Genomic DNA, 26,647 nt, shown 5'->3' with positions numbered 1-26,647 from the left:
GCGTCAGCTTTTCCCGGCGAACATGAAGGCAGCGGCGCCGACCAGGCAAGCGAAGGCGCCGGCATGCCGCCAGCTCAATTGTTCGCCCAGCACCACGACCGCAAAGACGCCGAACACTAGCAGCGTGATCACCTCCTGCGCGATCTTCAGCTGCCCGCCGCTCCACCCGCTGGCATAGCCCAGCCGGTTGGCCGGCACGGCGAAACAATATTCGACCAGCGCGATTGCCCAGCTCAGCAGGATGACGGTGGGCAGCGGCTTCGCCATGCCGCCCTTCAAATGCCAATACCAGGCGATCGTCATGAAGACGTTGGAGATCAGCAGGAGCGCGAGCGTCGGCATGATTCCCCGCCTAGTCGCGTCCGACGGCGGGTGGAAGCTGCCGGCCAGTCGGCCCCTTAATCGTCAAGGTCACGGCACGCGTGCTGCTTTCCCGACGGCTCCGTCAACGTCGCGTCGCGCCCCTTGCCGCGCAGTTCGTAGCCGCTTCCTTCATACCAGATCCCGGACGCGGCGCGCTGCGCCGGGATCTGCACCTTCGCGCCCGGCAGGGCCAGCGCCACGGTACCGGCGGCATTGTCGAAGACGGCGGTGAAGGCGAGGCCGTCGCGGCACCGGAACCGCGCCGTCACCTGGTCAGGCGTTGCGGGGGCAGCGGCGCCGGGGCGCGGCTTCAGCGCCGAAGCCGAGATATGCCATTGCCGCTGCTGCTCGGTGGCACCGTCGACGGGGCCGGTGCGATGAAGCGTGATCGGCCCGGCGAGCGTGAAGGGATCGCCATTCTTCAGCGTGCCGGTCACGCGCACCGGCACGGTGATGTACCGCTGCCCGGCGCCGGCATCGATACGGCCCGGCTCGCCCACCTCGCCCTTGAAGCTGCGATAGCGTGCGAAGCTGGCGGCGAAATCCGCCTCGCTCATGCCTGACGCCGCGCCACCCCGGTCCCATAGCGACCGGGCGGTGGCGAAATCGCGGTCGGCGATCAGCGCCAGGTAGCGGCGCACGACCGCGCGGCCTCCGTCGCGCCGGGCTCCGCCACCGTTTCTGTCGCGCCCTCCACTGGCGCTGATGCGTGGCAGATGGGGAGGCGAGGGGAGCGGGCCGAGCGCTCGCCGGGGTCGTCGATGCAGCCGTCGGACCGCCGTTGCTCGACCCGCTGGCATAGGCGCCGACCGATTCGTGCGCTGCCTGCGCGGCATTGCCGATATCGACCTGGCCCGACGGCTGCTGCGGCGAACAGGCGGTCGCCAGCAGCAGCGTTGCCGTCGTCAGGACGAAGCGCCGCCGCTGCCGGTCAGGGATTGAGCGCGACATCGTCCGGGTCGTCGAGATCTTCATCTTCGGCGATCGACCCGTCGTCGAATTCATCCTGGACGACGTCTTCATCGATATCGTCCTCATCCTGGTCGGCATCGTCATCCTGCTCGGCGACCTGATCGTCGCGCATCAGCAGTTCGTCTTCCTGCTCGTCATCGTCGTCGTTGGCGTCGGTATCGGGATCAAGATCGGTGATGATCGTGCCGTCGCCCGGCCCGTCCCGCGTCGCTTCCAGGATTTCGGCACGCTGGCTTTCGTCATAGCCATCCTCGTCGAAACCGTCGTCACCCGAACCGTGGCTCGTCACCTGATGGCCGCCCATGATAATCCTCCTGATCGAGGATGCTGCAACGGCCGCACGCTACGCACGGTTCCGGCGCGTCGCGTGGGCCGCGCAGTGTAGATCAGGCGGGGTGGAACAACCGCCCGCGCTCCGTCAGCCCGGCGGCGAGCAGCGCGGCAAGTCCCGCAAGCAAGAAGGCGATCGTCAGTGGCGCGGTGGTGCCGTCGAACGACTGGCCCACCACCATGCCCAGCCCCGACCCGATCGTGATCGCCAGGAACCCCTGCACGCTCGACGCCGTGCCCGCGATATGCCCCATCCGCTCCATCGCCAGCGACGAGAAGTTGGACGTGGACAGCGCGAAACAGGCGAGCGTCAGTGCCTGCGCAATGCCAAAGGTCCACAGCGTCTCGTGCCCGGAAAGCACCAGCGCGAGATGCGCGAGGCTGATCACCACCAGTGCTGCGACGGCGCCATGCCCCAGCCGCCGCATGCCCAGCCGCATCACCAGCCGCGAATTGGCGAGATTGGCGACCGCCATGGTTGCCGCGGTCGTCGCGAACACGACGATCAGCAGCTGCGGGCTGCCGAATGTCTCGGCCATGATCGGCTCGATCGTGCCGAGATAGCCGTAGAGCGCGCCGGTCAGCGCTGCGGCCGCCAGCGAATAGCCGAGCGACAGCCGGTCGGTCAGCGCGATGCGCCAGCCGGCCAGGATTGGTCCGGGCTCGATCGGGCGGCGGTCTTCGGGATGCTGTGTCTCGGGCAGGCGGATCGCGATCCAGCCGGCGAGCAGCAGCGCCGCCCCGGCGATGATCCAGAAGATCGTCCGCCAGTCGCCGAACAGCAGGATGCCGGCCCCCAGCGCTGGCGCCGCGACCGGCACCGCCATGAATACCATGAACGCCAGCGACATGATCCGCGCCATCGACCGGCCGGAAAAACAATCGCGCACCATCGCCACCGTCGCGACGCGGCACCCGGCGACGCACGACCCGCCCAGGAAGCGCGCGACCAGCAGCAGGGGGAAGCTTTGCGCCAGCGCGGCAAGAATGTTGGTCGCGGCATAAAGCGCCAGCACGACCAGCAGCAGGCGCCGCCGCCCGAACCGATCGGTCAGCGGCCCGTGCAGCAGCTGCGCGACGCCAAAGCCGACACCGAAGATGGTGATGACATATTGGCGATCGGTGACGTCGGTCACGCCCAGCGCGTTGCCGATGTCGGGCAGCGCGGGCAGCATCGTGTCGATGCCCAGCGCCGCCATCGCCATCAGCGACGCGGTCATGGCGATGAATTCGCCGATGTGGATCGGGGCGCCGCGATCGACGTTGGCGACGGGAAGGGGCGCGGACATCGCGCCGCCCTAGGCGGGAACGGTCGTCGTGTCAGCCGGCTTGACGGGCGGGCTTGCCGGAACCACCCGCTTGGTTAGTGTGTTATCGAAACAGTACACGAAAGGTCTGCCATGCGTTCGCTCCTGCTTCCCGTCGCGCTCTGCGCGCTTGGCCTTGCGGCCTGCGATCGCCAGGATGGGCAGGGCACGACCGTGTCGATCGATGCTGGCAACGGCGCCGCGTCGATCAATGGCGCGACGGGGGAGGTGAAGCTCGACACGCCGCTCCTCAAGGGTTCGATCAAGCTGCCGCGCATGCAGTTCACCGGCGACAATTTCGAGATCAACGGCGTGCACCTCTATCCGGGGACGAAGATCGGCGCGATGAACGTCAACGTCGGCGGTAATGAGGGTGACGGCTTGGTGCGCATGTCGTTCGAAAGCCCCGCGGCCGTCGACACGGTGCGCGACTGGCTGGCCGGCGAGTTCGCCAAGGCCGGGACAACGGTGAAGGTGTCGGGCAACACGCTGAGCGGCGACACCGATGGCGAACCGTTCCGCATCGACCTGCAACCAGCCGGCGACCGCGCCGCCGGCACGGTGACGATCGGCGGCTGAACACCCGCTCGCCCGAACGCGCGGGCGGTCCCGCGCACTGGCGGGCGAACCGTCGGATGACTATGTGGCGCCTTTCATTAGTTCGTGATTGAGGCGTTTGTGATGCTTGATACCCCGCTGGCGAAGGTGCCGACCCTGAGCCTTGCCGATCAGGCGCGCGATCCCGATCGCTTCGCGGCTGATCTGGGCGGGTCGTTCCGCCGATTCGGGTTCGCGATCGTCGCGGATCACGGCGTGCCGCAGGATCTGATTGCGCGCGCCTGGCGTCAGACGGAGGCGCTGTTCGCGCTGCCGGAGGCGGAGAAGCGCGGCTATTTCGTCGAAGGCGCCGGCGGCGCGCGTGGCTACACGCCGTTCAAGACCGAGATCGCCAAGGACGCCAAGCACGTCGACCTGAAGGAATTCTGGCACGTCGGGCGCGAACTGCCCGCCGGCCACCCCCATGCCGACGAAATGCCCGCCAATGTCTGGCCGACCCGGCCGGAGGGTTTCCGCGACACCTTCCTGGAGCTGTTCCAGGCATTCGACACCGCGGGCGACAAGCTGCTCTCCGCCATCGCGCGCGACCTGGGCCTCGCCCCCGACTGGTTCGATCCGGCGGTGAAGGACGGCAATTCGGTGCTTCGCCTGCTCCACTATCCGCCGATCCCGGCCGATGCGGAGGGGGTTCGCGCCGGCGCGCATGAGGATATCAACCTCATCACCCTGCTGCTCGGCGCCGAGGAATCGGGGCTCGAACTCCTCGACCGGGATTCGGGCCAGTGGCTCGCGATCAAGCCGCCGGAGGGCGCGATGGTCGTCAACGTCGGCGACATGCTGCAGCGGCTGACCAACCATGTGCTGCCGTCGACCACCCACCGAGTCGTCAATCCGCCGGTCGAGCGTCGCGGCCATTCGCGCTATTCGATGCCGTTCTTCCTGCACCCCGCGCCCGATTTCATGATCGAGACGCTACCGCAGACGATCACGGCCGAAAACCCGAACCGCTATCCGACGCCGATCACCGCCAACGGCTATCTGCATGAGCGGCTGGTCGAGATCGGCCTGATCAAGAAGTAAGCAGTAAGGAGATCCGCGGGTGCCGCCACGTGCGCGGCACCTGCCGATCGTTGTGCGCGGACCTCAGCGGCTGGCGATTTCCGTCGCGCCGCCCTTGATCGCCGCCTCATTGGCCGCGATCGTCATCTGCGCATCGCTGCGCGGCGCGGGCATGTCACCCGAATAGGAAACGTCGGTCACCTCGACGGTCGCGCCCATCTCGGTTGCGGCGAACAGCTTCTTGGCGAAGCTTGCCGGCACGCGGATGCAACCGTGCGAGGCGGGGAAGCCCGGGTTCTTGCCGGCGTGGATCGCGATACCGTCCCACGTCAGGCGCTGCATGAACGGCATCGGCGCATTGTCGTAGAGGTTGGAGCGGTGCATCTCCTTCTTCTGGAGGATGGTGAACACGCCGACCGGCGTTTCCTTGCCCTCCTTGCCCGTCGACACGGTCGACACCGCGACCAGCGCATCGCCGCGATACACATAGGCCTTCTGGTCCGGGATGCTGATGAGGATGCTCACCGGCCCGGCCGCGACGTCATTTTCCCACAGATACTTGCCGGGTGTCAGCGTCGCTGCGGCTTCGACCAGCGCGACGGCAGAGGATGTGACATGGCTCGCCGACCCGGCGGTGGCCGTCGCAGTCGACGTTGACGTTTCCGCCAGAGCGGGCATAGACGTGATGGCTGCCAGTCCAAAGGCAGCCGGCAGCAAGGCGCGAATCATGCGCATGGTGCGACCCCATTTTGTTGTGGTGGCCCGATCATCGGGCCGTCGCATCAGTAAACGCGCGCTATTGACATTTGTGCCATACGATGAGCCGCGCGATTTGCGCGGTGGACGCACGCGAATCCGGCAGATTGGTTCCCGCTGCTGAAGATTTTTCACCTTTTCCCTGCTATACAGTCGCTTAGCGGGAAGGGACTGTAAGATTGATGGCGAAGATGGGTGATACGGTGCCGACGCGCCGCGGATTGTTGAAGACGGCGGGTGCTCTGGCGGGGGCAATGATTATTCCGGACGCGGTGTCTGCCGCGATGCGCGCGGCGGAGCCCAAGCAGGTGCCGCTGACGTCCTCCGGTCTGGCGCCGGTGCGCCCTGCGCCCCGCGTCGTGCCCAGTTCGCCGCGCGTCGTCCGCCCGGAATTGATGCGCGAGGCGCTCGCCGCGCTGGAGCGTCACGGCAACACGATCAAGCTGCGCGACCGGATCGTCATCGCGGATTTCTCAGCACCTTCGTCGCAGCCGCGCTTCCACTTCATCGATCTGGTCAGCGGCAAGAGCGTGTCGAAGCTGGTCGCGCATGGCAGCGGCTCCGATCCGGGGCACACCGGCTTCCTGCAGCGCTTCTCGAACAAGAACGGCTCGAATGCGTCGTGCGAAGGCGCCTTCCTCGCCGACAATTATTATGTCGGGAAGCATGGCAAGTCGCAGCGGCTGATCGGCCTCGATCCGACCAACGACAATGCGCTCGCCCGCGCGATCGTGGTGCATGGCGCCTGGTATTCCAACCCGGACATGGTCCGCACGCACGGCCGCCTTGGCCGCAGCCAGGGCTGTTTCGCGGTCGGTGAGCGTGAACTGGCGGAAACGTTCGAGCGGCTCGGCCAGGGCCGGATGATCTACGCCGCGAAGGTCTGATGGCGGCCGGCCGCGCGTCGCGCGCGGCCGATCAGCCGGGCCCAGAGCAATTCTTCCAGCCCCGCATGGCCCAGGCCCAGATGCGGCGGCCGGACGCGCAGCGCCTCCGCCAGCGTCAGCGTCCCCGACCGCAGCGAGGCGCGCGCCACATCGGCCCAGCGGCGCGCCGTGGTCCAGCGAACCAGCCGGACATCCGCCGCCTCGCATGGCTGCTCCCGTAAAAACGCCTCCTGCAATCGCACCAGCACATCGCCGAGCCGGGCCAGCGTCGCGCGGTCCGGCACGGGCTGGCGGTGCATCAGATGCTCGACCACCAGCGCCGCCGCGGCATCCGCGTCCTCGCCCAGCACCGGCGCATAGGCGCCCGCCAGCACGCGCCGCGCGCTCGTCAGCATGATATCCTCATAGCGCTGCGACGCTCCGCCGGCGTGACGGCGATAGGCGAGCAGCGGGGTGTCGATCCGGGCGATCTGGCCCAGCGCCGACAGGCGATGATAGAGGTCGAAATCCTCGGCATAGAGGATCTCCGGCCGGGTGAATGGCGTCAGCCGGCGCGCGGCGTCCGCACGCACCATCACCGACGACCAGACAAACGGATTCTCGATCCGGATCAGCCAGCGCAGCAGCGCGGGCGAGGTATAGGCGACGTGCGGGGAGGGTAGCAGGCGCGCGCCGTCCAGCACCTCCGTCGCGCTCGCCACCATCACCGTTTCGGGGTGGGCGTCGAGATAGGCGACCTGCCGCGCGAACCGTTCCGGCAGGCAAAGATCGTCCTGGTCCAGCCCGGCGATATAGCGGCCGCGTGCCTCGGCGACGGCACGGTTGCGCGCACGCACCGGCCCGCCATTCTGCTCCAGCGCGATTACCCGCAGCCGCGGGTCGGGCCATGATCGCAGCACGTCCAGCGTATGGTCGGTCGAACGATCGTCGACGACGATGATCTCGAAATCGCCACGGGTCTGCTTCTGCAGCGTCGCCAGCGTGGCGGGCAGGAACTCGGCGCCATTATACGCCGCCATGATGACGCTGACGGCGGGCATCAGCGTCATGCCGCCGCGCGCGTCCGCCCGGCGAGAAGCTGGTCGACGATCATCATGCCCACGTCATTCTGCCACAGCCACAGGCCGTTTGCCTGGCCGACGAAGCTCGCCTCGCCGCCCAGCCGCCCATGGGGGACGAAGCCGGCGGCCAGCCCGATGCCGTAAAGGCCCGGGATCGAGGCCCCTGCCGCATCGCGCACGCGGCAGGCATCGTCGACCATCGGCGCACCGCTGTGCGCGGCGATCGACAGCGGGCGCCCGTCGGCATCCTCCAGCGGCAAGGCGCGCGGGCGATAGCCGAGCGCCGCGATGACCAGATCCGCCCCGGCCAGGATGTCGCGCGCAGCCGCATCCTCGTCACCGGCCACCCGGTGCAGCGCCACGCGCGGCTCGGGCGTACGACCGTCGATCCCCAGCATCCGCAGCACCAGCTCGCGCGCCTCCAGCCGGGATCCGGCGAGGCGATAGACGAAGCCCGATACCGGGCAGATGTCGCTCGGGCCGAAATCGGTGAAGCCCTCGGCATGGGCGGCGTCCACCGAATGGTAGAAGGGGCGAAGCGGCCGGCGGTGCAGCAGCGTGATCCCGCCCGCGCCAAAGGGCAGCGCGGGTCGCTCGCGCAGCAGCAGCGCCACGGTGGTCAGCGCGCTGGTCGATCCGCCGATCACCGCGACCCGCGGGCTGCGCTTCTGCGACAGCAGGTCGGCGACCATCTCGAACCCGCCGCGCGCCAGCACCGAATCCGACTGGAGCAGCCGGTTGCCGGCAATCTCCATCAGCGGCACGCCCGCCACTTCCTGCGTCACCAGTCGGTCGAGCGGCTGATGCCCGCCGGTCGCGATCACCAGGTTGCGCGCCACCCGCTCGCTGTCGTTGTGCGTTGCGCCATCGCGCAGGCGGACGTGCCACAGGCCGTCCTTGCGCCGCGCGCCCAGCGCCTCGGTATTGGTCAGGACCGTTCCGCCCTGCGCGGTGACGCCGGCGTGCAGCCGCTCGCCGATCGCACGCAGCAGCGGACCGACCTCGGCCAGCGGCACGCCCAGCGAGGCGCGATGCCGCGCCACTGCCAGCGCCGCGGGATGATCGACCAGTGACGCGATCGCGCCGTCGGGATTGTTCTCGATCGCCGACAGGAAGGTCTGCGCGGTGGAATCCGACGTGATGGCATAACGGCCCAGCTGGCCGCCGCCGATCGCGCCGTCACGCTCGACGATCACCAGCCCGCGCGACAATTCAGGCAGCAGGCCGTGGCGGCTCGCCGCCGTCAGCATCGCGGTGCCCGCCGGGCCGCCGCCGATGATCATCGTTTCCGCAACCGGCGGTGCGGAGACGGCGATCGGACGGCTGCGCCGCGCCACCACCCGGTCGAGCGTCGCGACGACATGGTGGACGTCGTCGGGCGTCATGGTGTCGGACAGCGGCAGCGACAGCAGTCGGCCGCCCACCATATCGGCGACCGGCGTCTGTTCGATATGGCCGATGCTGCGGATCCACGGCTGTTCGCCCAGGTGCGGGCTGAAATACTTCCCCGCGCCAATCCCTTCCTCGCCGAGCCGCGCGATGATCGCGTCGCGCTCGTGCGTGCGCTCGGACGGCAGCAGCAGCGGGAAGAAACCCAGCGCCTGCTGGCCGGGCCGGCGTGCCTGCGTGACGTAGCGACCGGCCACCGCGCTGCGATAGCTGCGGGCCAGCTGCTCGCGGTGGCGTGAAACCGCGTCGAAATCCTCCAGCCGCGCCTCCGCGACCAGCGCCATCGCTTCGGGCAGCTTGGCGTTCAGGCCGGGCAAGGTTGCGGTGCGCGGCGCGGTGAAGCCGAAATTGGCCATCGCGCGCAGCCGCTCGATCCGGTCCGGGTCGGCGCAGTGGATCAGGCCGCCTTCCTGGGTCGCGAACGGCTTGGTCGCGTGCATGGAGAATACGACGGGGAAGGGCGCGCCCGCGCCAAAGCCGAGCCCCGCGGCATCGGTCGTCCCCAGCGACGCCGCTGCATCCACCACCACCGCGACGCCATAGCGGTTGGACAGCCAGCGATACCGGTCGAGGTCGATGCCATAGCCGAAGGTCGCATAAGGAACGATGGCCGCGATCTGCGCGCCGTGCCGCTCCAGCAGCTCCTCTTCCTCATTGGCTGCGGCGGACCAATTGTCCGCATCGATGTCGCAGACGAGGGGGGTCAGCCCGGCCCACCATGCCGCCTGCGCCGTCGCGGCAAAGGTCAGCGCCGGCATCAGCGCGAACCGCCCCGCCGGCCCGTCGCTCACCGCATCGCGCAGCGCGATCATCAGCCCCAGCGTCGCATTGGCGACCGCAAGGCAGGCGCCCTTGCCGCCAAACAATTGCTGGGTGGCACTGGCCTCGAATGCGCGCAGCACCGGTCCGTTGTTGCTGTAGATCCCCGCCTCTTCGATCCGGGCGAGACCCTCGGCAAGGTTGCTCAGCCGTGGCGGATGCGGCGTGATCAGCGGCAAGCGTTTCATCGGACGGTGTTTCCTCCCGTCCGAGATTGTGCCTGATGCGACCTAAGACTTTGTTACCCGTCGATCATAGGCATCAAGTTCATAAGCGATCGATGCTTCGACCAGCGCGTCCCACAATTGCGCGATTGCTTGTTCAGGCAGGCCAAGCTCGGCGGCATAAGCGCTGGCATTGGCGATGACCTGCGCCTTGCGCCCCTCGTCGCGCACATGGCCACGCTCCGGCTTGATGCGGGCGGCGGCGTCCATATAGTCGAACCGGCGGCGCAGCAGGGCGACCAGCTCGCGGTCCAGCTGGTCCACGCCGGCGCGTACCTCGGCCATGGTGGTGCATTCTTGTCCGGGAAGGATCGTCATGGCGGCGCCTTGGCCGCCCGGCGCGGGCCTGTCCAGCTTGACTTGAAACGGGTCTGCGGCTAGGCGCGCCGCTTCGCGATCGCCCCTGCATCCCGGTGAAGCAGGTGGCCTGCCCGTGCCCGGCACGGATGGTGCGATACCGGGACCAACGTTGTTAGCAAATCGAAGGAAAGACGATGTCGAAGCGCCATAGCGCCAAGCACAAGCTCGATCGCCGTTTGGGCGAGAACATCTGGGGTCGCCCGAAGAGCCCGGTCAACAAGCGTGAATACGGCCCCGGCCAGCACGGCCAGCGCCGCAAGGGCAAGGTGTCGGACTTCGGCATCCAGCTGCGCGCCAAGCAGAAGCTGAAGGGCTATTACGGCGACGTCACCGAGAAGCAGTTCCGCCACTGCTACGACGAAGCGGCCCGGATGAAGGGTGACACCTCGCAGAACCTGATCGGCCTGCTCGAGCGTCGCCTCGACATGATCGTGTACCGTGCGAAGTTCGCGCCGACGATCTTCGCCGCGCGCCAGCTCGTCAGCCACGGCCACGTCTATGTGAACGGCGTGAAGTGCAACATCGCGTCGCGTCGTTGCGCGGTGAACGACGAGATCACGCTGGGCAAGAAGGCGCAGGAAATGGCGCTGGTGCTCGAGGCGCAGAGCCTCGCCGAGCGCGACGTGCCCGACTATGTCGTTCAGGACGGCACCACCAAGGTCACCTTCATCCGCGTCCCGACGCTGGACGAAGTGCCGTACCCGGTGAAGATGGAACCGAACCTGGTCGTCGAATACTACAGCCGCTGATCCGATGCTCCGGCGATGGCCGGAGCGTCACGTGGCGCAAAAAGGGCGGTCCCGTTCGGGGCCGCCTTTTTTCGTTCGGGTCACATCTTCATCCCGTCATCTTCATCGACGTGCGCAGGAAGGCGTCGGCCGTTTCAGCATCTGCCCCCATAGACCAGCCCGTGATTTCCCAGCCGCGATGCGTCGGTCACCTAGCGCCACCGAGGCGGTCGAAGCTCTTAAGCGGCTGGCAAGCAGCCAGGAAGTGGGGCCGCCAGGCCTGCGTTGCGGGGCTGCGGCGAAGCTGTAAGGGGGATGGGTGCATGTTGCTGATGAGGTCGCCTTGATGCGTTCGTTGCTTGTCTCCTTCCTCGCCCTGACGGTCGCCACGCCCGCGCTGGCGCAGACCGTCCCCGCCATTTCCGTCGATACGCTGAAGACGGTGACTGAGGTCCTGTCCTCCGACGCGTTCGAGGGCCGCGCGCCGACCACGGCGGGTGAGGAAAAGACCGTCGACTATCTGATCAAGCGTTTCTCGGCCGCCGGGCTGAAGCCGGGCAACAAGGGCGAGTGGACGCAGGACGTGCCGATGGTGGAGCTTACCGCGAAGAACGTCACCCCCTTCACCGCCACCGGCGGCAAGGCGCCCGTTACCTTCAACTATCGCACCGACATGGTCGTCGGCACCTATCGGGTGGTGCCGCAGGTCAGTCTGAAGGACAGCGATCTGGTCTTCGTCGGCTATGGCATCAATGCGCCGGAAAAGGGCTGGAACGATTATGCCGGGCTCGACGTGAAGGGGAAGACGGTCGTCATCCTCGTCAACGATCCCGACTGGGAAGTGAAGGAGGCGGGTGCCGCCGCCGGCCCGTTCGAAGGTCGCGCGATGACCTATTACGGGCGCTGGACCTACAAGTTCGAGGAAGCGGCACGGCAGGGCGCAGCCGGCGCGATCATCGTCCATGACACAGCGCCTGCCGCCTACGGCTGGTCGGTCGTCCAATCCTCCTGGACCGGCCCGCAATACGGGCTGGACGAAGCCGGCAACCACATGGACCAGAGCCAGGTGATCGGCTGGATCCAGCTGCCCAAGGCGAAGGAGCTGTTCGCCGCCGCCGGCAAGGATTTCGACCAATTGTCCGCCGCCGCCAAGCAGAAGGGCTTCCGCGCCGTGCCGCTCGGGCTGAAGCTTTCGGGCAGCTTCTCGAATGACATCAAGCGCAGCACGTCGAAGAATGTCGTCGCGGTGCTGCCGGGGACGCAGGCGCCGGACGAGGTCGTGCTCTATTCGGCGCATTGGGATCACCTCGGCCGCTGCGACGCGGTGGATGGCGATGACATCTGCAACGGCGCGGCCGACAATGCGACCGGGACCGCCGGCCTCGTTGCCATGGCGGAGGCGTTCGCCAAGGCCGGCCCCGCCCGCCGCTCGGTTGCCTTCGTCGCGGTGACGGCGGAGGAAAGCGGGCTGCTCGGCTCGCGCTATTATGCCGAAAACCCGGTCTATCCGCTCGGCAAGACGGTCGGCGGCGTCAACATGGACGTGCTGAACGTGCTCGGCGCCACGAAGGATTTCGAGATCACCGGCGCGGGCAAGTCGGAGCTGGAGGATATGGTGAAGCCGCTGCTCGCCGCGCAGGGCCGCCGCGTCTCGCCCGAATCCGCGCCGCAGGCGGGCGGCTATTACCGCTCGGACCATTTCAGCTTTGCGAAGCTCGGCGTGCCGATGCTGTCGGCGGGCAGCGGCGAGGATCTGGTGAACGGCGGCGTGCTGGCCGGAAAGGCCGCGGCCAAGGACTATAATGTGAAACGCTACCACGGCCCGAAAGACGAGTACGATCCCAACTGGAACTGGGACGGCGCGCTTCAGGACATGACCATTTACTATCAACTCGGCCGGCAGCTCGCCGATGGCACGATGTGGCCGAACTGGTATCCCACCGCAGAGTTCAAGGCGATCCGCGATGCATCGCGGCAGGAGACGAAATGACCCGCGCACCCCGTCCCGAATGGGCCACGCACAAGGCCGTCTGGATCGGTTTTCCGAGCCATCCCGAATTGTGGCAGGAGGATCTCGATCAGGCCCGCGACGAAGTCGTCGCCTTCGCCGCCGCCGTCCATGCCGGTGGCAAGGGCGAACAGGTGCTGCTCGTCGCCGCCAATGACGAGGCGGCCGACGCCGCGCGCGCCATGGCGCCTTTCGCGACGGTGATCGTCGAGCTGTTCGGCGACATCTGGCTGCGTGACACCGGCCCGATCATCGGCGCCGACGGCACCGCCAACAGCTTCCTCTTCAACGGCTGGGGCGGCAAGTACGATCTGCCCGGCGACGACGACATCGGCCTTCGCCTCGCCGCCGAGCGCGGCCAGGCGCCGGCGCGGCACGATTGGGTGCTGGAGGGCGGGGCCATCGACGGCGACGGCACCGGCCTCGTCGTCAGCACCGAACAATGTTTGCTGAACCCCAACCGCAACCCTGCGCTGGATCGCACGCAGGTCGAACAGCGGCTGCGCGACGACCTGGGTTATGATCGCGTGCTGTGGCTCGGCGACGGGCTGCTCAACGATCATACCGACGGCCATGTCGACAATCTCGCGCGCTTCGTCGGCGAGGGGCGCCTCGCGCTTCCCGTCGCGGCGGAGAACGATCCCAACTGGCAGGTCTATCAGCAGGCCGCCGATCGCGCCCGAGCATTCGGCGTGGAAGTCGTGCCGATCCCGTCACCGGGCCGCGTGCTGCGCGATGATGAGGTCGTGCCGGCGAGCTACATGAACTTCTACATCGGCAATGCCGCGGTCGTGGTGCCGCTCTATGGCGCCGCCAATGACGATGCGGCGGTGGCGGCGATCCAGGCGATCTTCCCCGATCGCCAGGTGGTCGGCCTTCGCGCCGATGCGATCCTGACCGGGGGCGGCAGCTTCCACTGCATCTCGCAGCAGATCCCGGCCTGAGCCGGCGGCGCCCCTCCCGCGCATGATGCGGGGGAGGGGCGCCGGTCGGTCAGTTGCCGAACACGCGGGCGAAGATCGTGTCGACGTGCTTGTGGTGATAGCCAAGGTCGAACTCGGCATCGATCGCTTCGGGTGACAGCACGGCGGTTACTTCGGGATCGGCCTTCAGCAGCTCGTTCAGCGACAGCGCGCCGTCCGATTCCCACACCTTCATCGCATTGCGCTGCACCAGCCGGTACGCATCCTCGCGGCTGACCCCCGCCTGCGTCAGCGCCAGCAGCACGCGCTGCGAATGGATCAGGCCGCCCATCCGGTCCATGTTGCGCTGCATCCGCTCAGGGTACACCAGCAGCTTGTCGATGACGCCGGTCAGGCGGGCGAGCGCGAAGTCGAGCGTGATCGTCGCATCCGGGCCGATATAGCGTTCGACCGACGAATGGCTGATGTCGCGCTCATGCCACAGCGCGACATTCTCCAGCGCGGGGGTGACATAGCCGCGCACCATGCGGGCAAGGCCGGTCAGGTTTTCGGTCAGCACCGGGTTGCGCTTGTGCGGCATCGCCGAGGAGCCCTTCTGCCCCGGCGAGAAATATTCCTCCGCCTCCAGCACCTCGGTACGCTGCAGGTGGCGCACCTCGGTCGCCAGCCGCTCGATCGAGCTCGCGACCACGCCCAGGGTGGCGAAGAACATCGCATGGCGATCGCGCGGGATGACCTGGGTCGACACCGGCTCCACCGTCAGACCCAGCTTGGCGGCGACATGCGCCTCGACGCGCGGGTCGATATTGGCAAAGGTGCCGACCGCGCCCGAAATCGCGCAGGTCGCGATTTCCGCCTTGGCGGCGAGCAGCCGCACGCGGCAGCGATCGAATTCGGCATAGGCCTGCGCCAGCTTCAGGCCGAACGTCACCGGCTCGGCATGGATGCCGTGGCTGCGGCCGATCGTCGGCGTGAACTTGTGCTCCTCGGCGCGGCGGCGGATCACCGCCAGCAGCGCGTCGAGATCGGCGATCAGAATGTCGCTCGCCCGCGCCAGCTGCACGGCAAGGCAGGTGTCGAGCACGTCGGAGCTCGTCATCCCCTGGTGCATGAAGCGGGCCTGATCGCCGACCTGCTCCGCCACCCATGTCAGGAATGCGATCACGTCATGCTTGGTCACCGCCTCGATCGCGTCGATCGCGGCAACGTCGATCTCCGGATTGGTCCGCCACCACGCCCACAGCGCATCGGCGGCTTCCTTCGGTACCACGCCCAGTTCGGCGAGGGCCTCGGTCGCATGCGCCTCAATCTCGAACCAGATGCGAAAACGGGCTTCAGGCGTCCAGATCGCCGTCATGTCGGGCCGGGAGTAGCGCGGAACCATGTGAATTTCCTCGGTCGTGCTGGGGCAACGCCTCATGGTTGAGTCGTTGCAAAAACAGGGCTGGGTGCCGGTAGCAGGCTAGCGCAATCGCTTCAAATGCCCGGCGAGGAACCGTATATCCAAGTTATCGGTTTATTGCGCCAAGTTGTTGTCCGAACCGCAAGGTTGAAAAGTGAAATACGTGACACGACATGGAATAGTATAAAGGAGAGAGATGATGCTGAAGAGCTTCATTCTGGCTAGTTCGATGATGGTTGCTGCCCCGGTGCTTGCGCAGGACGCGGCCGGGACTCAGCCAATGGCGCCGAGCGCTTCGCCCGCCCCCTCGACAACGCCGCAAGGTGCTGCCCCGGCGCAGCCCGCCGCGCCCGCGCAACCGGGTGGCGCCGCGACGGAGAGCGCCGCGGCGACTGGCGCCGATCAGGTCGCGAGCATCGTGAACGCCGAATTCGCCAGCTACGACAAGGATCGTAACGGCACGCTCGACAAGACCGAATTCGCCGCCTGGATGGACGCGCTGAAGGCAAAGGCGCCCAATGCCGCGGCAAAGCCCGCCGATCCGAAGTGGAACGATGCGGCCTTCGCCCAGGCGGACAAGGACAAGTCGGCCTCGCTCACCAAGGATGAGCTGAGCGGCTTTCTCGGCAGTCCGGCCACTGCTGGCAGCCAGTAAGCCCTGATCCCAGCTTTCAGGGGGCGCGGCTCACCCCATGCCGCGCCGGCATCGCGGGCGGCCACCGGATCATCGGTGGCCGCCCGTTTGCCATTCCGGCGTGAACATTGGCGGAATCTTTACGGCGTGATGGTACAGCCGGTGCATGACCCCGGTCTTTCTCACCATCGATACCGAGATCGCGTGGCGTCACCATGCCGCGGGGCTCGCACCCGATGCGGTGGAGGCGCGATCGATCGAGCCGGGCGGCGTCGGCCTCGTCTGGCAGCTCGCGATGCTCAAGCGGCATGCGCTGAAGGCGACCTTCTTCGTCGATCCGATGCCGGCGCGTGTCTATGGTCTCGATCCCTTCCGGCGCATCGTCGCGGCGGTGCGCGACGCGGGGCAGGAGGTTCAGCTCCATCTCCATCCCAATTGGGTCGGTGCCGGCCTTGCGGATCGCGGCGCGCACGGAAAGTTCGAGCTGATCGACCTTGCCGGTGAGGAGCAGCAGCGCCTGCTGGCAGAGGCCGCCGCCCTGCTGGTCGAGGCGGGGGCACCCGCGCCGGTTGCCTTTCGCAGCGGCAGCTATTCGGCCAATGATGCGACGCTCGCGGCGCTCGCCGCGATCGGCATCGCCTATGACAGCAGCCACAATGGCGCGCACCACCCCTGGCCCAGTGCGATCGATCTCGCGCCGTCGCAGATCGCGCCCGTCGAGCATGCCGGCGTGGTCGAGGTGCCGGTGACCGTGATCGAGGACCGCCCCGGCGTGTGGCGCAACGTGCAGATCTGCGCCCTGTCCGCCGCTGAGATGAGCGCGGCGCTCGATCACGCCATCCTCGCCGATCATGCCGCGCTGACGATCGTCGGCCACAGTTTCGAACTTGCCAATCGCGCCGGCCTCGCGGCGAACCGCGTCCATGTCCAGCGGTTCGAGGCCTTGTGCCGGATGCTCGCCGCCCGTCGCGGCAAGGCGCCGACGACGCATTTCGCCGATCGCCCGCGGCTCCGGATCGGCCGCGACGATCGCCCGCTCCCCGCCAGCCGCTGGCGGCGCGGGCGGCGCCAGGCGGAGCAGCTGTGGTCCAATCTGGTGGCCGAGCGGCGCGCGTGACGACGGCCGCCCTGCGCCTGCAGATCGGCGCCCGCACCCTCGCCACCATCCCGCGGCGGCTGACCCGCGTCGCGCTATCGCTCGATCAGGCGCTCGATCAGGCGCTCAATCAGGCGCTCGATCGGAAACTGGGCGGGGCGTTGCCGCCGCTGCCCCCGCTCGATCCCGCGGCGCACGGCTATCTCGTCACCTCGCTGCCACAGGCGCTGGCCCCCGACTGGCCCGGCGTCTCGTCCGAGCGGTGGGTGATCTTCGAACGACAGCGTTACACGCGTTATTATGTCGATCTCGCCGCGGGGGAGGCGGCCTGGCGCGATGGCCTGTCACGGCAGGCGCGTTCCACCATGAAGCGCAAGGCGAAGAAGCTTGCCGCTGAATCGGGCGGCGCGCTCGATATCCGCCGCTTCCGCAGCGCTGCCGATCTCGCCGCCTTCCACCCGGTCGCGCGGCGGCTGGCGGAAAGGACCTATCAGGAACGGCTGATGGGGGCCGGTATCCCCGACGACCCCGCCTGGGTGCGCGCAATGCTGGCGCAGGCGGGTGAGGACCGGGTGCGCGCCTGGCTCCTTTATGTCGGCGATACGCCCGCCGCCTATCTGTGGTGCGGCGCCGACGGTGGGACGCTGCGCTACGATTATGTCGGCCACGATTCCGCCTTTGCCGCATTGTCGCCGGGCAGCGTCCTGATGGAAGCGGCGCTGGGTGACCTCTTTGCCGATCGCTTCGCCCGCTTCGATTTCACGGAGGGGGAGGGGCAGCACAAGCGCGGCATGGCGACCGGCGGGGTGGCATGCCGCGATCTGCTGCTGCTGCGCCCCTCGCTCGCCAATCGCGGCGCGGTCGCGCTGGTCGGCGGCTTCGATTCGGCGATGCGCGTGGCCAAGCGCCTGTCGGGCACCCCGCTGCTGCGCGGAGTGGCGCGCCGGATTCGTCGCGCAGGCTGAGCGACGGGGCGCGCGGCCGGCGCGGGGACATGCTATGGCGGTGCGATGACATGGGAACGACGCACCTTTCTGGCCGGCACGGCTGCAGCGGCGGTGGTCGGACCCTTTGGGGCAATGGCAAAGGGGACGGGGATGTACGGGCTGATTGGAAAGATGACCGCGCAACCCGGCAAGCGCGCGGAGTTGACTGCAATCCTGCTCGATGGCGTCGCCGGCATGCCCGGCTGCCTCAGCTATGTCGTCGCCGATGATCCCGGCGAAGCCGACACCATCTGGATTACCGAGGTGTGGACCGATCAGGTATCGCATGTCGCCTCGCTGCAGATGCCCTCGGTCCGCGACGCCATCACCCGCGGCCGCCCGCTGATCGCGGGGATGGAGCGGATTGCCGAGACACGGCCGCTCGGCGGCACCGGGCTTACGGCGGGCTGATCCTCTCTGGCGGCGTGACGCGATTTTTGCGGGCGGGCGCATCGCCTTTGCGGCGCCTCGCCATTGATGCCCCGCGCGCCAGCCGCTAAGCGCTGGGACGACATGGGCATCAACCTCAATCCCTTCACCTGGTGGAATGGCGCCACCATCGGCACCTGGTTCGGCCTGCGCGGCATGACGCGCGTCGGCGAGGACTCGCTTGGCAACGTCTATTACCAGGGCGGCAAGGACACGGCCGGCAACCCGCGGCGCTGGGTGATCTACAACGGCTCAAACGATGCCAGCCGCGTGCCGCCCGAATGGTTCAGCTGGCTGCACAAGCATGTGGACGATGCGCCCACCCAGGCGCTGCCGCCGCCCCGCCCCTGGCAGAAGCCGGCGAAGCCGAACATGACCGGCACGCCGGAGGCTTATCGTCCGTCGGGCGCGCTCGAGAAGGGTGGTCGCCGCCAGGCCGCCACCGGCGATTATGAGGCGTGGAGCCCCGACGCGTGAAGCCTGCGGTCGCGGCGGCCGCGATCGGCGGCGCCGCCCTGCTCGGCGTCGGCGTCTGGTATGTCGCCAGCGACGGCGATGACGCCGCCTCGCGCCGCGCGCCGGCCGCGAGCCAGCAGCTTCCCGAGGCGGCCGAGAATGTCCCGTCCGATGTCGTGACGGTGGAGGGGGATGCCGCCCCGGTCGATGCCGGCAGCACCCCGATGGCGCAGCGCAGCGCGGTGATCGGCCTCCTCAACAAGCGCAATGGCGTCAGCCGCGACGTGCCGATCAAGCCGGGCCAGGCGGTGCGCGTCGGCGACACGATCATCCGCCTGCGCGCCTGTGAGCGGACCGCCCCGTGGGAGCAGGAACAGCTCACCGGCGCCTTCGTGCAGCTCGATGTGCGCGGCAGCGACGACAAATGGCGCCGTGCCTTTTCGGGCTGGCTGTACAAGGAACGCCCGGCGCTGAACGTCGTCCAGCACCCGATCTACGACGTCTGGCCCAAGAGCTGCACGATGTCCTTCCCCGACAAGGGGCCGGATACCGATGTGATCGCCGCGCCGTCGACCGCGCGGAAATCCGCTGGCGCTGCGACGGACAGCGGGTCGGCTCCCGCACCCGCGACGCCCGCCGCGGCGGCGCCATCCGCACCCGCCGCGCCCAGCACGTCGGCCAGCGCCTCGCCCAGCAACGCGATGTAATCGTCCCGGTCGATCTCGATCGCGCCCAGCGATGCGAGGTGATCGGTCATGAACTGGCAATCGAGCAGCGTGAACCCGCCGTAGCGCAGCCGCGCGACCAGCGCGGCGAGCGCGGCCTTGGACGCATCGGTCGCGCGGCTCACCATGCTCTCGCCAAAGAACGCGCGGCCCAGCGCCAGGCCGTAGAGTCCACCGACCAGCTCGTCACCTTCCCAGCATTCGATCGAATGCGCGAAGCCCGCCTCGTGCAATTGCAGAAAGACCCGCTCGATCGACGGGTTGATCCACGTCTCCGGCCGGTCGCTCGCCGACTCGGCGCACAGCCCGATGATCTGCGCAAAGGCGGTGTCGCTGGTCAGGCGGAAGCGTTCGGAGCGCAGCGTGCGGCGCAGCGATCGCGACAGGTGGAACTGGTCCAGCGGCAGGATCGCGCGGTGGCGCGGCTCGACCCAATAGACGCCGGGGGCGTCGCGCGCGTCCGCCATCGGGAACACGCCGACCGCATAGGCGCCAAGCACCGTCGCGGGGTCGAGGATTTCGAAGGGGCGATGGCGCGTCATGGTCGACGCGCAAGATAGAAAGCCGTCGCCGCTCCTGCAAAGGGGCGGCGACGGATCATCGATGGGTTAGCCGCGGCAGGTGAGGGCCTTCTGGTCCGGCTGCTCGATCGTCACGCTCTTGGTATCGCCGGTCAGCTTCCAGCCGCCCTCGGCGGTCAGCGGCTCACCCGCGTTCGGGGCGGTCAGCGTGGTCGACGGGCCATCCTTGGCGGTCTTCACGACGACCTGCTTGTCGCCTTCGAAGAAGGTCACGTACACAAGGCTGTTGTCGCCGCAGCGCATCGACTTTTCCGCCTTGATCGACGGCGGAAGCTCGATCGCGCCGGCGTTGGCGAGTTCGCCCGCCATCGGATCGGGGTTCGAGTCGAGCACTTCCGGCACGGTGGGTTCGGAATTGCAGGCAGCGAGCGCGAGGAGCGCCGCGGTGGCGAAAAGGAAGGGGCTCTTCATAGCGGCCCGCGACTTCGCGCATGCAGCACAGAGCGTCAAGGCAAAGGCGGTGAGCCGCGATACTTTATTTCGATAAAAGCGGCCGAAACGGAAGGATCATCGCCTTTTTGCCCGCTTCACTCATGGAATTCGTCCAGTTCCGGGATTCGGCCAAAGGCGATCTTGCTCCCCACTCGGTCCGCCCGCCCGCCGCCCAGCGGGCCGAGCGATACCGCATGACGGCCGAACCGCTGGTTGATCCGGTCCATCGCGCGGCTCAGCGCAAGTCCGCGAGTCTCGCGCGCCAGCGGGTCGGCGGGGTCGAGATGCGCGAACAGGCTCGCCTGCTCGCCCGCCACCGGCACGATCTCGGCCAGCGTCACGCCGATCATGCGCAGCCGGAACCCGCCCGGCCGCCCGCGCCCCGCCTCTCGCAAGCGCGGGAACAGCGCATCCAGCCGGTCGAGCACGACGAAACTGTCCTGCGTCTCGGGCAGCCGGATCGACGTGCGCCACGCGCTCTTGTCGTCCTCGAACCGGACATGCAGCACCAGCAGCCGCGCGCGATAGCCCTTGCGCCTGAGCCGGCTCGCCGCCTTCAGCGCCAGCCGCCGCGCGGTCAGCCGCGCCGGCTCATAGCCGCGCTTGCCCGGCGACAGGACGTGGCTGTGCCCGATCGTCCGGCTCTGCGTCGGCTTCTCGGGCAGGTCGACTCCGTGCAGCAGGTACCACAACCGGTCGCCATCGGTGCCGCCCCAGGCGTGGCCGGCGTCACGTGGCCGCCGCGCGCACAATTGCGCAATGTCGTTCACCCCGTCACGCGCCAGCCGCCGCTCCATCTTCGCGCCGATTCCCGCAATATCGGTCAGCTTCAGCCGGAACAGCGCGTGCGGCAGGTCCTTGTCCTCGAACACCACCAGCCCGTCGGGCTTCTGCAGGTCGGAGGCGAGCTTCGCGAGCAGCCGGTTGGGCGCGATTCCCACCGACGACGTCAGGCAATCGCCCACCCGCCGGCGGATCCCCGCCTTGATCCGCCGCGCCAGTGCGATCGCCGCGTCGCGATCATTCTCATTGTCGAGCAGCCGGCATGCCACCTCGTCGATCGAGCACACCCGCGTCACCGGAATGTGGCGCCAGATCTCCGCCACGATCGCATCGTGAAACTCGACATAGCGCCGGTGCCGCGCCGGGGTGACGACAAGATCGGGGCAGCGCTGCTTCGCCTCCCACACCGGCGTCCCCGTGGTGATGCCATGGCGTTTCGCCTCCACCGACGCGGCGATCGCGACCGTCGTGTCGCTCCCCACCGGCGCGACGATCACCGGCCGCCCGCGCAGCGACGGCTGCAATTGCTGCTCGACGCTGGCGAAATAGGAATTGAGGTCGAGGAACAGCCAGCGCAGCGGCCGCGGCGGCAGGTCGTGCCGCGGCGCGATCGAAGGGGAGGGCGACTCGGCCGGCATCATGGCTGCGGCAGGATAGCGAAGCGCGGGATTGTTCTCCAGTTGTTCTCACGATAGGACAGGCGGCGATACTCCTGTCGCGATCCGGGAACCCCCATGGCTAAGATCCAGAAGCGCTTCGTCTGCCAGTCCTGCGGGTCGGTCTCGTCGCGCTGGCAGGGGCAATGCGTCGACTGTTCCGAATGGAACACCCTGGTCGAGGAAACGCCCGCGATCGTCACGCCCTTCCATGCCAAGCACAATCTGCAGGGCGGCGGCCGCACCGTGACGATGGTCGCGCTCGATGCCGAGATCCCGTTGCCGGCCCGCCGCGCCAGCGGCATCGCGGAGCTTGATCGCGCGCTCGGCGGCGGTTTCGTGGAGGGCAGCGCGACGCTGATCGGCGGCGATCCCGGCATCGGCAAGTCGACGCTGCTGCTGCAGGCGGCGGCGTTGATGGCGCTCGCCGGCGCCGACGTCGCTTATGTCTCGGGGGAGGAGGCGGCCGATCAGGTCCGGCTGCGCGCCCGCCGCCTGGGGCTGGGGGAGGCGCCGGTGCGGCTCGCCTCGGCCACCTCGGTGCGCGACATCCTGACCACGCTGGGCAGCGGCCGCCCGCCCGAATTGCTGGTGATCGATTCGATCCAGACGATGCATTCCGATCTGATCGAGGGCGCGCCCGGCACCGTCAGCCAGGTGCGCGCCTCCGCGCAGGAGCTGATCCGCTTCGCCAAGGAACGCGGCACCGCGCTGGTGCTGGTCGGCCATGTGACGAAGGACGGCACCATCGCCGGCCCGCGCGTGCTCGAACATATGGTCGACACCGTGCTCAGCTTCGAGGGCGAGCGCAGCCATCAATACCGCATCCTGCGCGCGATCAAGAACCGCTTCGGCGGCACCGACGAAATCGGCGTCTTCGCGATGGAGGCGCAAGGGCTGACCGAGGTGTCGAACCCGTCCTCGCTGTTCCTGACGCAGCGTGACGAAGGCGTGACCGGCACCGTCGTTTTTCCCGCGCTGGAGGGGACTCGCCCCGTGCTGGTCGAGATCCAGGCGCTGGTCGTCCGCCTCGCCAGCGGCGCCACGCCGCGCCGGGCGGTGGTCGGCTGGGACAGCGGCCGGCTGGCGATGATCCTCGCCGTGCTGGAGGCGCGCTGCGGGCTCAGCTTCTCCTCGGCGGAGGTCTATCTCAACGTCGCCGGCGGCTACCGCGTGCAGGATCCCGCCGCCGACATGGCGGTCGCTGCGGCGCTCGTCTCCGCGCTGTCCGAACGGCCGGTGCCGACCGACGCGATCGCCTTTGGTGAGGTCGCGCTTTCGGGTGAGGTGCGCAGCGTCGCGCACGCCGCGCTGCGCCTGAAAGAGGGGGCGAAGCTCGGTTTCGGCCAGGCGCTCGTCCCCGCCGCTTTGGCGAGGGAACAGGCGCCGATGCGCCTCTCCGGCTTCCCCACGCTGGCGCGGCTGGTGGATCATCTTCTCGGCCGCGGCTAAGGGCCCGCCAACGCCCCGCCGCATGGCTGGGTGACGTTGCAACCGGCGGACCCTAGATAAGCGGCAATGAACCTGAACGGACTCGATATTGCGGTGCTCACCGCCGTTGGCGGCAGCGCACTCCTGGGGCTGAAGCGCGGGTTCGTGACGGAGGTGCTGGCGCTGTTCGCCTGGGTCGCCGTGGTCTTCGCGATCAAGATCTTCCACCTGCCTGTGTCGCAGGCGCTGGCGGGGCCGATCGGCACCCCGTCGGGCGGCGCGGCCCTGGCCTTCGTTCTGGTCGGTGGCATCACCTATTTCCTCGGCCGTATCGTCGCGCGCGCGCTGGGGGACCGGGTGCGCAAGTCGGTGGTCGGCCCGGTCGATCGCGCGATCGGCTTCGGCTTCGGCGCGTTGAAGGGGCTGATCCTCGCCAGCCTCGCCTTCCTGCTGGCATTGCTGGTGCTCGACACGATCGGCGGCGGCCCGCGCAGCCGCCCGGCGTGGATGAAGGACGCGCGCACCTATCCGTTGCTCAACGCGACCAGCAGCGCGATCGCCGATTTCGTCGATCGCCGCCGCCGGGGTGAGCCTGTGTTCGGCCCCGACGGCCCCTTTGGCGGTGCCACGCCCACCCCCTCCAGCAGCAGGACGCCGGCATGAGCGACACGCTCTACAATGATGCGATCCTTCGCCTCGCCACCGACAATCCGATCGACGAACGCTTGCCCGACCCGATGGGCAGCAGCGAGAAACGTTCGCCGATCTGCGGCAGCCGGGTGACGGTGGACGTCAATCTCGGCCCCGACGGACGCGTGAGCGAGGCCGGGATGCTGGTGCGCGCCTGTGCGCTGGGCCAGGCATCCTCCTCGCTCCTCGCCGCGCAGATCATCGGCCGCTCGCCGGAGGAACTGGCCGCGGCGCGCGACGCCGTGACCGGCTGGCTCGCGCGGACCGGGAACATCCCGGATTGGCCCGGGCTCGACGTGCTGACACCCGCGCTCGACTATCATGCCCGTCACGCCTCGATCCGTCTCGCCTTCGAGGCCGCGGCGGAGGCGGCGGAGCAGGCGACGCACGCAGCCGCGAGGAACTGATGGAACACGGTGCCACTGGATCACTGCTTCGCGATGGGGTGATCCTGCTCGGTGCCGGGCTCGGGTTCGTTCTTCTCTTCCGCCGGCTGGGGCTGGGCGCCACGCTCGGCTATCTCGTCGCCGGGGCCGTCGTCGGCCCCCATGTGCTGGGGCTGGTCGGTGATGCCGACGCCAAATTGGGTGTCGCCGAACTCGGCATCACCTTGCTGCTGTTCGTCGTCGGGCTGGAACTCAAACCGTCGCGCCTGTGGCAACTCAAGCAGGATATCTTCGGCCTCGGCCTGCTTCAGGTCGTCGCCTGCGGAATTGCGATCACCGCCATCATCGCGGTGTTTGCGCATTTCTCCATTCCCGCCGCGCTCGCGCTCGGCCTGCCGCTGGCGCTGTCCTCGACCGCGCAGGTGCTGCCGCTGCTGCAATCCTCCGGTCGGCTGCGCACCCCCTTTGGCGAGCGCGCCTTTTCGGTCCTGCTGTTCCAGGATCTCTCGATCATCCCGCTGATCACCATCATCGCCGCGCTGAGCCGCAATCCGGCCGATGCCGGCGGCCCGCCGGGCTGGCTGCTGATCCTCTACACGATCGCCGCCGTCGTCGGTCTGATCGCCGCGGGACGCTTCATCCTGTCACCCTTGTTCCGCCTGATCGGCAACATGGGCGAACGCGAGATGTTCGTCTTCGCCGCGCTGTTCACCGTCATCGCCAGCGCCGCCTTGATGGAATCGCTCGGCCTTTCCACCGCGCTCGGCGCCTTTGTTGCCGGCGTGATGCTCGCCGACAGCCCGTACCGGCATGAGCTGGAGGCCGACGTCGATCCCTTCCGCTCGATCCTGCTCGGCCTGTTCTTCCTCACCATCGGCATGATGCTGAACCTGACGGCGATTGCGGAGCGGCCGCTCTTCGTCGTGTCGATGGCGCTGGCGCTGATCGCCACCAAGACGCTGGTCATCTTCGGCCTCGGCCTCCTGTTCAAGATGAACTGGCGCTCGGCGCTCGGCCTTGGCGTATTGCTCAGCCAGGGCGGCGAATTTGGCTTCGTCCTGTTTGCGCAGGCCACCAAGGCGTATCTGATCGCGCCGGAGGCCGCGTCGCTGTTCGGCGCCATCGTCACCTTGTCGATGGCGACCACGCCGTTCCTGATGAGCGCCACCAGGCGGCTGCGCGAGGCGCCGATCATCGCCGAGGAACGCGAGGGGCCAAAGGCGGAGGGCGCCAATGCGATCATCGTGGGCTATGGCCGCTTCGGCCAGACGGTCGGACAGATGCTGCTGACGCAGGACATCCCGGTCACGCTCATCGACACCGATATCGAGATGATCGACATCGCCGGGGAATTCGGCGCCAAGGTCTATTACGGCGACGGCACCCGGCTCGATCTGCTGCGCCAGGCCGGCGCGGCGGAGGCGGAGCTGATCCTGTTCTGCATCGACGACGAACAGGTCACCGCCGAAGTGGTCGAATCGGTGCATGAGGCATTTCCCCATGCGGCGATCTATGTGCGCGCCTATGACCGCCGCATGCTGATCAAGCTCAAGGGCAGCCCGGCCAAGCTGGTGGTCCGTGAAGTGCTCGAATCGGCGGTGAAGATGGCGCGCGGCGCGATGGCGGATCTTGGCATCGACCGCGGCGAGATCGACCGGTCGGAGGCGATGTACCGCGCCAGCGACCGCGAACGGCTGCGCATCCAGCTGGAGGCCGGCGATATCTATGCCGCCCGCGCGATCGTCGCCGCGGAGCAGCCATGGGGCAGGGGGAACGACACATGAATTGGTTGATGGTTCTGGCGGGTCTGTCGGGCGCGCTGGCGGTCGGCGCGGGCGCATTCGGCGCGCATGGCGCCAGCGGGCAGGCGGCCGAATGGCTGCGCACCGGCGGCCAGTATCAGTTGATCCACGCCGTGGCCGCTTTGGTCGCCCTCCGCCTCGACCTGCGTGGGCCCGGCTGGCTGTTCGTCGTCGGCGCCGCGATCTTCGCCGGCACGCTCTATCTGATGGCGATGGGCGCGCCGCGCTGGCTCGGCGCGATCACGCCGATCGGCGGTACGTTGCTGATCGCCGGCTGGCTCTGGCTCGCCTGGGCGGGCTTGCGCGGATGATGGCCAGCGGCCGCGTGTTCGAGGCCGGACTTCTCCGCAGACA

Annotated in this window: 28 protein-coding genes and 1 pseudogene; 17 read left to right on the top strand and 12 right to left on the bottom strand. The window is 68.2% G+C overall.

The genetic code is table 11. The features are described 5' to 3' along the window. Positions 1–3: 3 nt before the first annotated feature. The 4 genes from ACH0BU_RS01520 to ACH0BU_RS01505 form a co-directional block, all read right to left on the bottom strand. Positions 4–342: a DMT family protein gene (locus ACH0BU_RS01520; protein WP_500263604.1), complete on the bottom strand. Its 339-nt coding sequence runs from the start codon at positions 340–342 to the stop codon at positions 4–6. Between the two features lie 56 nt (positions 343–398). Next, positions 399–1,004 carry an MliC family protein gene (locus ACH0BU_RS01515; protein ID WP_500263603.1) on the bottom strand — a complete coding sequence of 202 codons (606 nt, stop codon included), beginning with the start codon at positions 1,002–1,004 and terminating at the stop codon, positions 399–401. A gap of 290 nt (positions 1,005–1,294) precedes the next feature. Next, a complete protein-coding gene (locus ACH0BU_RS01510; RefSeq protein ID WP_046409191.1) occupies positions 1,295–1,639 on the bottom strand; it encodes a hypothetical protein in 345 nt (114 codons plus the stop codon). 82 nt (positions 1,640–1,721) lie between these two features. After that, positions 1,722–2,954, bottom strand: coding sequence for a multidrug effflux MFS transporter (locus ACH0BU_RS01505; protein ID WP_500263602.1), 1,233 nt, complete (start codon positions 2,952–2,954; stop codon positions 1,722–1,724). A gap of 111 nt (positions 2,955–3,065) precedes the next feature. Between ACH0BU_RS01505 and ACH0BU_RS01500 the strand changes: the two genes are divergently transcribed. Then, a complete protein-coding gene (locus ACH0BU_RS01500) occupies positions 3,066–3,551 on the top strand; it encodes a hypothetical protein (RefSeq protein WP_500263601.1) in 486 nt (161 codons plus the stop codon). Positions 3,552–3,653: 102 nt separating this feature from the next. Further along, positions 3,654–4,610, top strand: a complete 957-nt coding sequence (locus ACH0BU_RS01495; protein ID WP_500263600.1) for an isopenicillin N synthase family dioxygenase — start codon at positions 3,654–3,656, stop codon at positions 4,608–4,610. A 63-nt stretch (positions 4,611–4,673) separates the two neighbouring features. On the opposite strand, the gene ACH0BU_RS01490 is transcribed toward ACH0BU_RS01495, so the two are convergent. Continuing rightward, entirely contained in the window at positions 4,674–5,324 is a 651-nt protein-coding gene (locus ACH0BU_RS01490; protein ID WP_052742528.1) for a L,D-transpeptidase family protein, read from the bottom strand. Positions 5,325–5,527: 203 nt separating this feature from the next. Between ACH0BU_RS01490 and ACH0BU_RS01485 the strand changes: the two genes are divergently transcribed. Then, positions 5,528–6,232, top strand: a complete 705-nt coding sequence (locus ACH0BU_RS01485; RefSeq protein ID WP_125944260.1) for a murein L,D-transpeptidase catalytic domain family protein — start codon at positions 5,528–5,530, stop codon at positions 6,230–6,232. Here ACH0BU_RS01485 and ACH0BU_RS01480 read toward each other — a convergent pair. Genes ACH0BU_RS01480 through ACH0BU_RS01470 form a run of 3 tightly spaced genes read right to left on the bottom strand, consistent with a single transcriptional unit; the run spans position 6,214 to position 10,103 of the window. Then, on the bottom strand, positions 6,214–7,281 hold the full coding sequence (locus ACH0BU_RS01480) for a glycosyltransferase family 2 protein (protein WP_500263599.1): 1,068 nt from the start codon (positions 7,279–7,281) through the stop codon (positions 6,214–6,216). The two genes, ACH0BU_RS01485 and ACH0BU_RS01480, sit on opposite strands and share 19 nt — an antisense overlap. Further along, entirely contained in the window at positions 7,278–9,749 is a 2,472-nt protein-coding gene (locus ACH0BU_RS01475) for a DegT/DnrJ/EryC1/StrS family aminotransferase (protein ID WP_500263598.1), read from the bottom strand. Before ACH0BU_RS01475 ends, ACH0BU_RS01480 begins: the two co-directional genes overlap by 4 nt. Before the next feature lie 42 nt (positions 9,750–9,791). Beyond that, positions 9,792–10,103, bottom strand: a complete 312-nt coding sequence (locus ACH0BU_RS01470) for a chorismate mutase (protein ID WP_046409195.1) — start codon at positions 10,101–10,103, stop codon at positions 9,792–9,794. A gap of 176 nt (positions 10,104–10,279) precedes the next feature. Between ACH0BU_RS01470 and rpsD the strand changes: the two genes are divergently transcribed. The 3 genes from rpsD (at position 10,280) to ACH0BU_RS01455 (ending at position 13,825) form a co-directional block, all read left to right on the top strand. Next, positions 10,280–10,894 (top strand): 30S ribosomal protein S4, encoded by a 615-nt coding sequence (rpsD, locus tag ACH0BU_RS01465; RefSeq protein WP_125944262.1) that lies wholly within the window; start codon positions 10,280–10,282, stop codon positions 10,892–10,894. 325 nt (positions 10,895–11,219) lie between these two features. Beyond that, on the top strand, positions 11,220–12,863 hold the full coding sequence (locus ACH0BU_RS01460; RefSeq protein WP_500263597.1) for a M28 family metallopeptidase: 1,644 nt from the start codon (positions 11,220–11,222) through the stop codon (positions 12,861–12,863). Continuing rightward, complete coding sequence (locus tag ACH0BU_RS01455) at positions 12,860–13,825, top strand: agmatine deiminase family protein (protein ID WP_500263596.1); 966 nt, start codon at positions 12,860–12,862, stop codon at positions 13,823–13,825. Before ACH0BU_RS01460 ends, ACH0BU_RS01455 begins: the two co-directional genes overlap by 4 nt. 49 nt (positions 13,826–13,874) lie before the next feature. On the opposite strand, the gene purB is transcribed toward ACH0BU_RS01455, so the two are convergent. Next, a complete protein-coding gene (gene purB, locus ACH0BU_RS01450) occupies positions 13,875–15,188 on the bottom strand; it encodes an adenylosuccinate lyase (RefSeq protein ID WP_301090813.1) in 1,314 nt (437 codons plus the stop codon). 217 nt (positions 15,189–15,405) lie between these two features. Here purB and ACH0BU_RS01445 point away from each other — a divergent pair, with 217 nt between their 5' ends. The 6 genes and pseudogenes from ACH0BU_RS01445 to ACH0BU_RS01420 all read left to right on the top strand — a co-directional run. Continuing rightward, complete coding sequence (locus tag ACH0BU_RS01445; RefSeq protein WP_046409314.1) at positions 15,406–15,861, top strand: EF-hand domain-containing protein; 456 nt, start codon at positions 15,406–15,408, stop codon at positions 15,859–15,861. A gap of 145 nt (positions 15,862–16,006) precedes the next feature. Continuing rightward, positions 16,007–16,957, top strand: a complete 951-nt coding sequence (locus ACH0BU_RS01440) for a polysaccharide deacetylase family protein (protein WP_500263595.1) — start codon at positions 16,007–16,009, stop codon at positions 16,955–16,957. Then, a complete protein-coding gene (locus tag ACH0BU_RS01435) occupies positions 16,954–17,901 on the top strand; it encodes a GNAT family N-acetyltransferase (protein WP_500263594.1) in 948 nt (315 codons plus the stop codon). Before ACH0BU_RS01440 ends, ACH0BU_RS01435 begins: the two co-directional genes overlap by 4 nt. Positions 17,902–17,946: 45 nt before the next feature. Next, positions 17,947–18,333: a putative quinol monooxygenase gene (locus ACH0BU_RS01430; protein ID WP_500263593.1), complete on the top strand. Its 387-nt coding sequence runs from the start codon at positions 17,947–17,949 to the stop codon at positions 18,331–18,333. A gap of 102 nt (positions 18,334–18,435) precedes the next feature. Next, positions 18,436–18,828 (top strand): NADH:ubiquinone oxidoreductase subunit NDUFA12, encoded by a 393-nt coding sequence (locus ACH0BU_RS01425; protein ID WP_046409201.1) that lies wholly within the window; start codon positions 18,436–18,438, stop codon positions 18,826–18,828. A 203-nt stretch (positions 18,829–19,031) separates the two neighbouring features. Beyond that, positions 19,032–19,265, top strand: a pseudogene (locus ACH0BU_RS01420) (DUF2155 domain-containing protein); the annotation flags it as partial. A gap of 35 nt (positions 19,266–19,300) precedes the next feature. Here the strand turns inward: ACH0BU_RS01420 and aat are convergent. The 3 genes from aat to ACH0BU_RS01405 form a co-directional block, all read right to left on the bottom strand. After that, entirely contained in the window at positions 19,301–20,074 is a 774-nt protein-coding gene (aat, locus tag ACH0BU_RS01415; protein ID WP_500263592.1) for a leucyl/phenylalanyl-tRNA--protein transferase, read from the bottom strand. A gap of 66 nt (positions 20,075–20,140) precedes the next feature. Next, positions 20,141–20,524, bottom strand: a complete 384-nt coding sequence (locus ACH0BU_RS01410; protein WP_500263591.1) for a hypothetical protein — start codon at positions 20,522–20,524, stop codon at positions 20,141–20,143. A gap of 116 nt (positions 20,525–20,640) precedes the next feature. Next, positions 20,641–21,969 (bottom strand): Y-family DNA polymerase, encoded by a 1,329-nt coding sequence (locus ACH0BU_RS01405; protein WP_500263590.1) that lies wholly within the window; start codon positions 21,967–21,969, stop codon positions 20,641–20,643. A 93-nt stretch (positions 21,970–22,062) separates the two neighbouring features. Between ACH0BU_RS01405 and radA the strand changes: the two genes are divergently transcribed. The 5 genes from radA to ACH0BU_RS01380 all read left to right on the top strand — a co-directional run bounded on the left by radA (position 22,063) and on the right by ACH0BU_RS01380 (position 26,604). Further along, on the top strand, positions 22,063–23,436 hold the full coding sequence (gene radA / locus ACH0BU_RS01400) for a DNA repair protein RadA (RefSeq protein WP_136450684.1): 1,374 nt from the start codon (positions 22,063–22,065) through the stop codon (positions 23,434–23,436). A gap of 66 nt (positions 23,437–23,502) precedes the next feature. Beyond that, positions 23,503–24,078: a CvpA family protein gene (locus tag ACH0BU_RS01395; RefSeq protein ID WP_046409206.1), complete on the top strand. Its 576-nt coding sequence runs from the start codon at positions 23,503–23,505 to the stop codon at positions 24,076–24,078. Continuing rightward, complete coding sequence (locus ACH0BU_RS01390; protein WP_500263589.1) at positions 24,075–24,512, top strand: iron-sulfur cluster assembly scaffold protein; 438 nt, start codon at positions 24,075–24,077, stop codon at positions 24,510–24,512. Before ACH0BU_RS01395 ends, ACH0BU_RS01390 begins: the two co-directional genes overlap by 4 nt. Then, positions 24,512–26,275 (top strand): cation:proton antiporter domain-containing protein, encoded by a 1,764-nt coding sequence (locus ACH0BU_RS01385; RefSeq protein ID WP_125944272.1) that lies wholly within the window; start codon positions 24,512–24,514, stop codon positions 26,273–26,275. The genes ACH0BU_RS01390 and ACH0BU_RS01385 overlap by 1 nt, the downstream gene beginning before the upstream one ends. Further along, positions 26,272–26,604: a DUF423 domain-containing protein gene (locus ACH0BU_RS01380; RefSeq protein ID WP_136450682.1), complete on the top strand. Its 333-nt coding sequence runs from the start codon at positions 26,272–26,274 to the stop codon at positions 26,602–26,604. Before ACH0BU_RS01385 ends, ACH0BU_RS01380 begins: the two co-directional genes overlap by 4 nt. The last annotated feature ends 43 nt before the right edge of the window (positions 26,605–26,647 follow it).

Source organism: Sphingomonas olei, from assembly GCF_045369765.1.
GTDB lineage: Bacteria > Pseudomonadota > Alphaproteobacteria > Sphingomonadales > Sphingomonadaceae > Sphingomonas > Sphingomonas panaciterrae.
This window is presented reverse-complemented; position numbering and strand designations above follow the sequence as displayed.

Bases quoted from the DNA above. Each gene is read 5' to 3' on its own strand.
- ACH0BU_RS01410 (WP_500263591.1), bottom strand. From the start codon at position 20,524: ATGAAGAGCCCCTTCCTTTTCGCCACCGCGGCGCTCCTCGCGCTCGCT.
- ACH0BU_RS01475 (WP_500263598.1), bottom strand. From the start codon at position 9,749: ATGAAACGCTTGCCGCTGATCACGCCGCATCCGCCACGGCTGAGCAAC.
- ACH0BU_RS01495 (WP_500263600.1), top strand. From the start codon at position 3,654: ATGCTTGATACCCCGCTGGCGAAGGTGCCGACCCTGAGCCTTGCCGAT.
- ACH0BU_RS01510 (WP_046409191.1), bottom strand. From the start codon at position 1,639: ATGGGCGGCCATCAGGTGACGAGCCACGGTTCGGGTGACGACGGTTTC.
- ACH0BU_RS01440 (WP_500263595.1), top strand. From the start codon at position 16,007: ATGACCCCGGTCTTTCTCACCATCGATACCGAGATCGCGTGGCGTCAC.
- ACH0BU_RS01520 (WP_500263604.1), bottom strand. From the start codon at position 342: ATGCCGACGCTCGCGCTCCTGCTGATCTCCAACGTCTTCATGACGATC.
- ACH0BU_RS01390 (WP_500263589.1), top strand. From the start codon at position 24,075: ATGAGCGACACGCTCTACAATGATGCGATCCTTCGCCTCGCCACCGAC.
- ACH0BU_RS01485 (WP_125944260.1), top strand. From the start codon at position 5,528: ATGGCGAAGATGGGTGATACGGTGCCGACGCGCCGCGGATTGTTGAAG.
- radA (WP_136450684.1), top strand. From the start codon at position 22,063: ATGGCTAAGATCCAGAAGCGCTTCGTCTGCCAGTCCTGCGGGTCGGTC.
- ACH0BU_RS01395 (WP_046409206.1), top strand. From the start codon at position 23,503: ATGAACCTGAACGGACTCGATATTGCGGTGCTCACCGCCGTTGGCGGC.
- ACH0BU_RS01455 (WP_500263596.1), top strand. From the start codon at position 12,860: ATGACCCGCGCACCCCGTCCCGAATGGGCCACGCACAAGGCCGTCTGG.
- ACH0BU_RS01405 (WP_500263590.1), bottom strand. From the start codon at position 21,969: ATGATGCCGGCCGAGTCGCCCTCCCCTTCGATCGCGCCGCGGCACGAC.
- ACH0BU_RS01480 (WP_500263599.1), bottom strand. From the start codon at position 7,281: ATGACGCTGATGCCCGCCGTCAGCGTCATCATGGCGGCGTATAATGGC.
- ACH0BU_RS01500 (WP_500263601.1), top strand. From the start codon at position 3,066: ATGCGTTCGCTCCTGCTTCCCGTCGCGCTCTGCGCGCTTGGCCTTGCG.
- ACH0BU_RS01385 (WP_125944272.1), top strand. From the start codon at position 24,512: ATGGAACACGGTGCCACTGGATCACTGCTTCGCGATGGGGTGATCCTG.
- aat (WP_500263592.1), bottom strand. From the start codon at position 20,074: ATGACGCGCCATCGCCCCTTCGAAATCCTCGACCCCGCGACGGTGCTT.
- ACH0BU_RS01470 (WP_046409195.1), bottom strand. From the start codon at position 10,103: ATGACGATCCTTCCCGGACAAGAATGCACCACCATGGCCGAGGTACGC.
- ACH0BU_RS01460 (WP_500263597.1), top strand. From the start codon at position 11,220: ATGCGTTCGTTGCTTGTCTCCTTCCTCGCCCTGACGGTCGCCACGCCC.
- ACH0BU_RS01445 (WP_046409314.1), top strand. From the start codon at position 15,406: ATGCTGAAGAGCTTCATTCTGGCTAGTTCGATGATGGTTGCTGCCCCG.
- ACH0BU_RS01490 (WP_052742528.1), bottom strand. From the start codon at position 5,324: ATGCGCATGATTCGCGCCTTGCTGCCGGCTGCCTTTGGACTGGCAGCC.
- rpsD (WP_125944262.1), top strand. From the start codon at position 10,280: ATGTCGAAGCGCCATAGCGCCAAGCACAAGCTCGATCGCCGTTTGGGC.
- ACH0BU_RS01505 (WP_500263602.1), bottom strand. From the start codon at position 2,954: ATGTCCGCGCCCCTTCCCGTCGCCAACGTCGATCGCGGCGCCCCGATC.
- purB (WP_301090813.1), bottom strand. From the start codon at position 15,188: ATGGTTCCGCGCTACTCCCGGCCCGACATGACGGCGATCTGGACGCCT.
- ACH0BU_RS01430 (WP_500263593.1), top strand. From the start codon at position 17,947: ATGACATGGGAACGACGCACCTTTCTGGCCGGCACGGCTGCAGCGGCG.
- ACH0BU_RS01380 (WP_136450682.1), top strand. From the start codon at position 26,272: ATGAATTGGTTGATGGTTCTGGCGGGTCTGTCGGGCGCGCTGGCGGTC.
- ACH0BU_RS01425 (WP_046409201.1), top strand. From the start codon at position 18,436: ATGGGCATCAACCTCAATCCCTTCACCTGGTGGAATGGCGCCACCATC.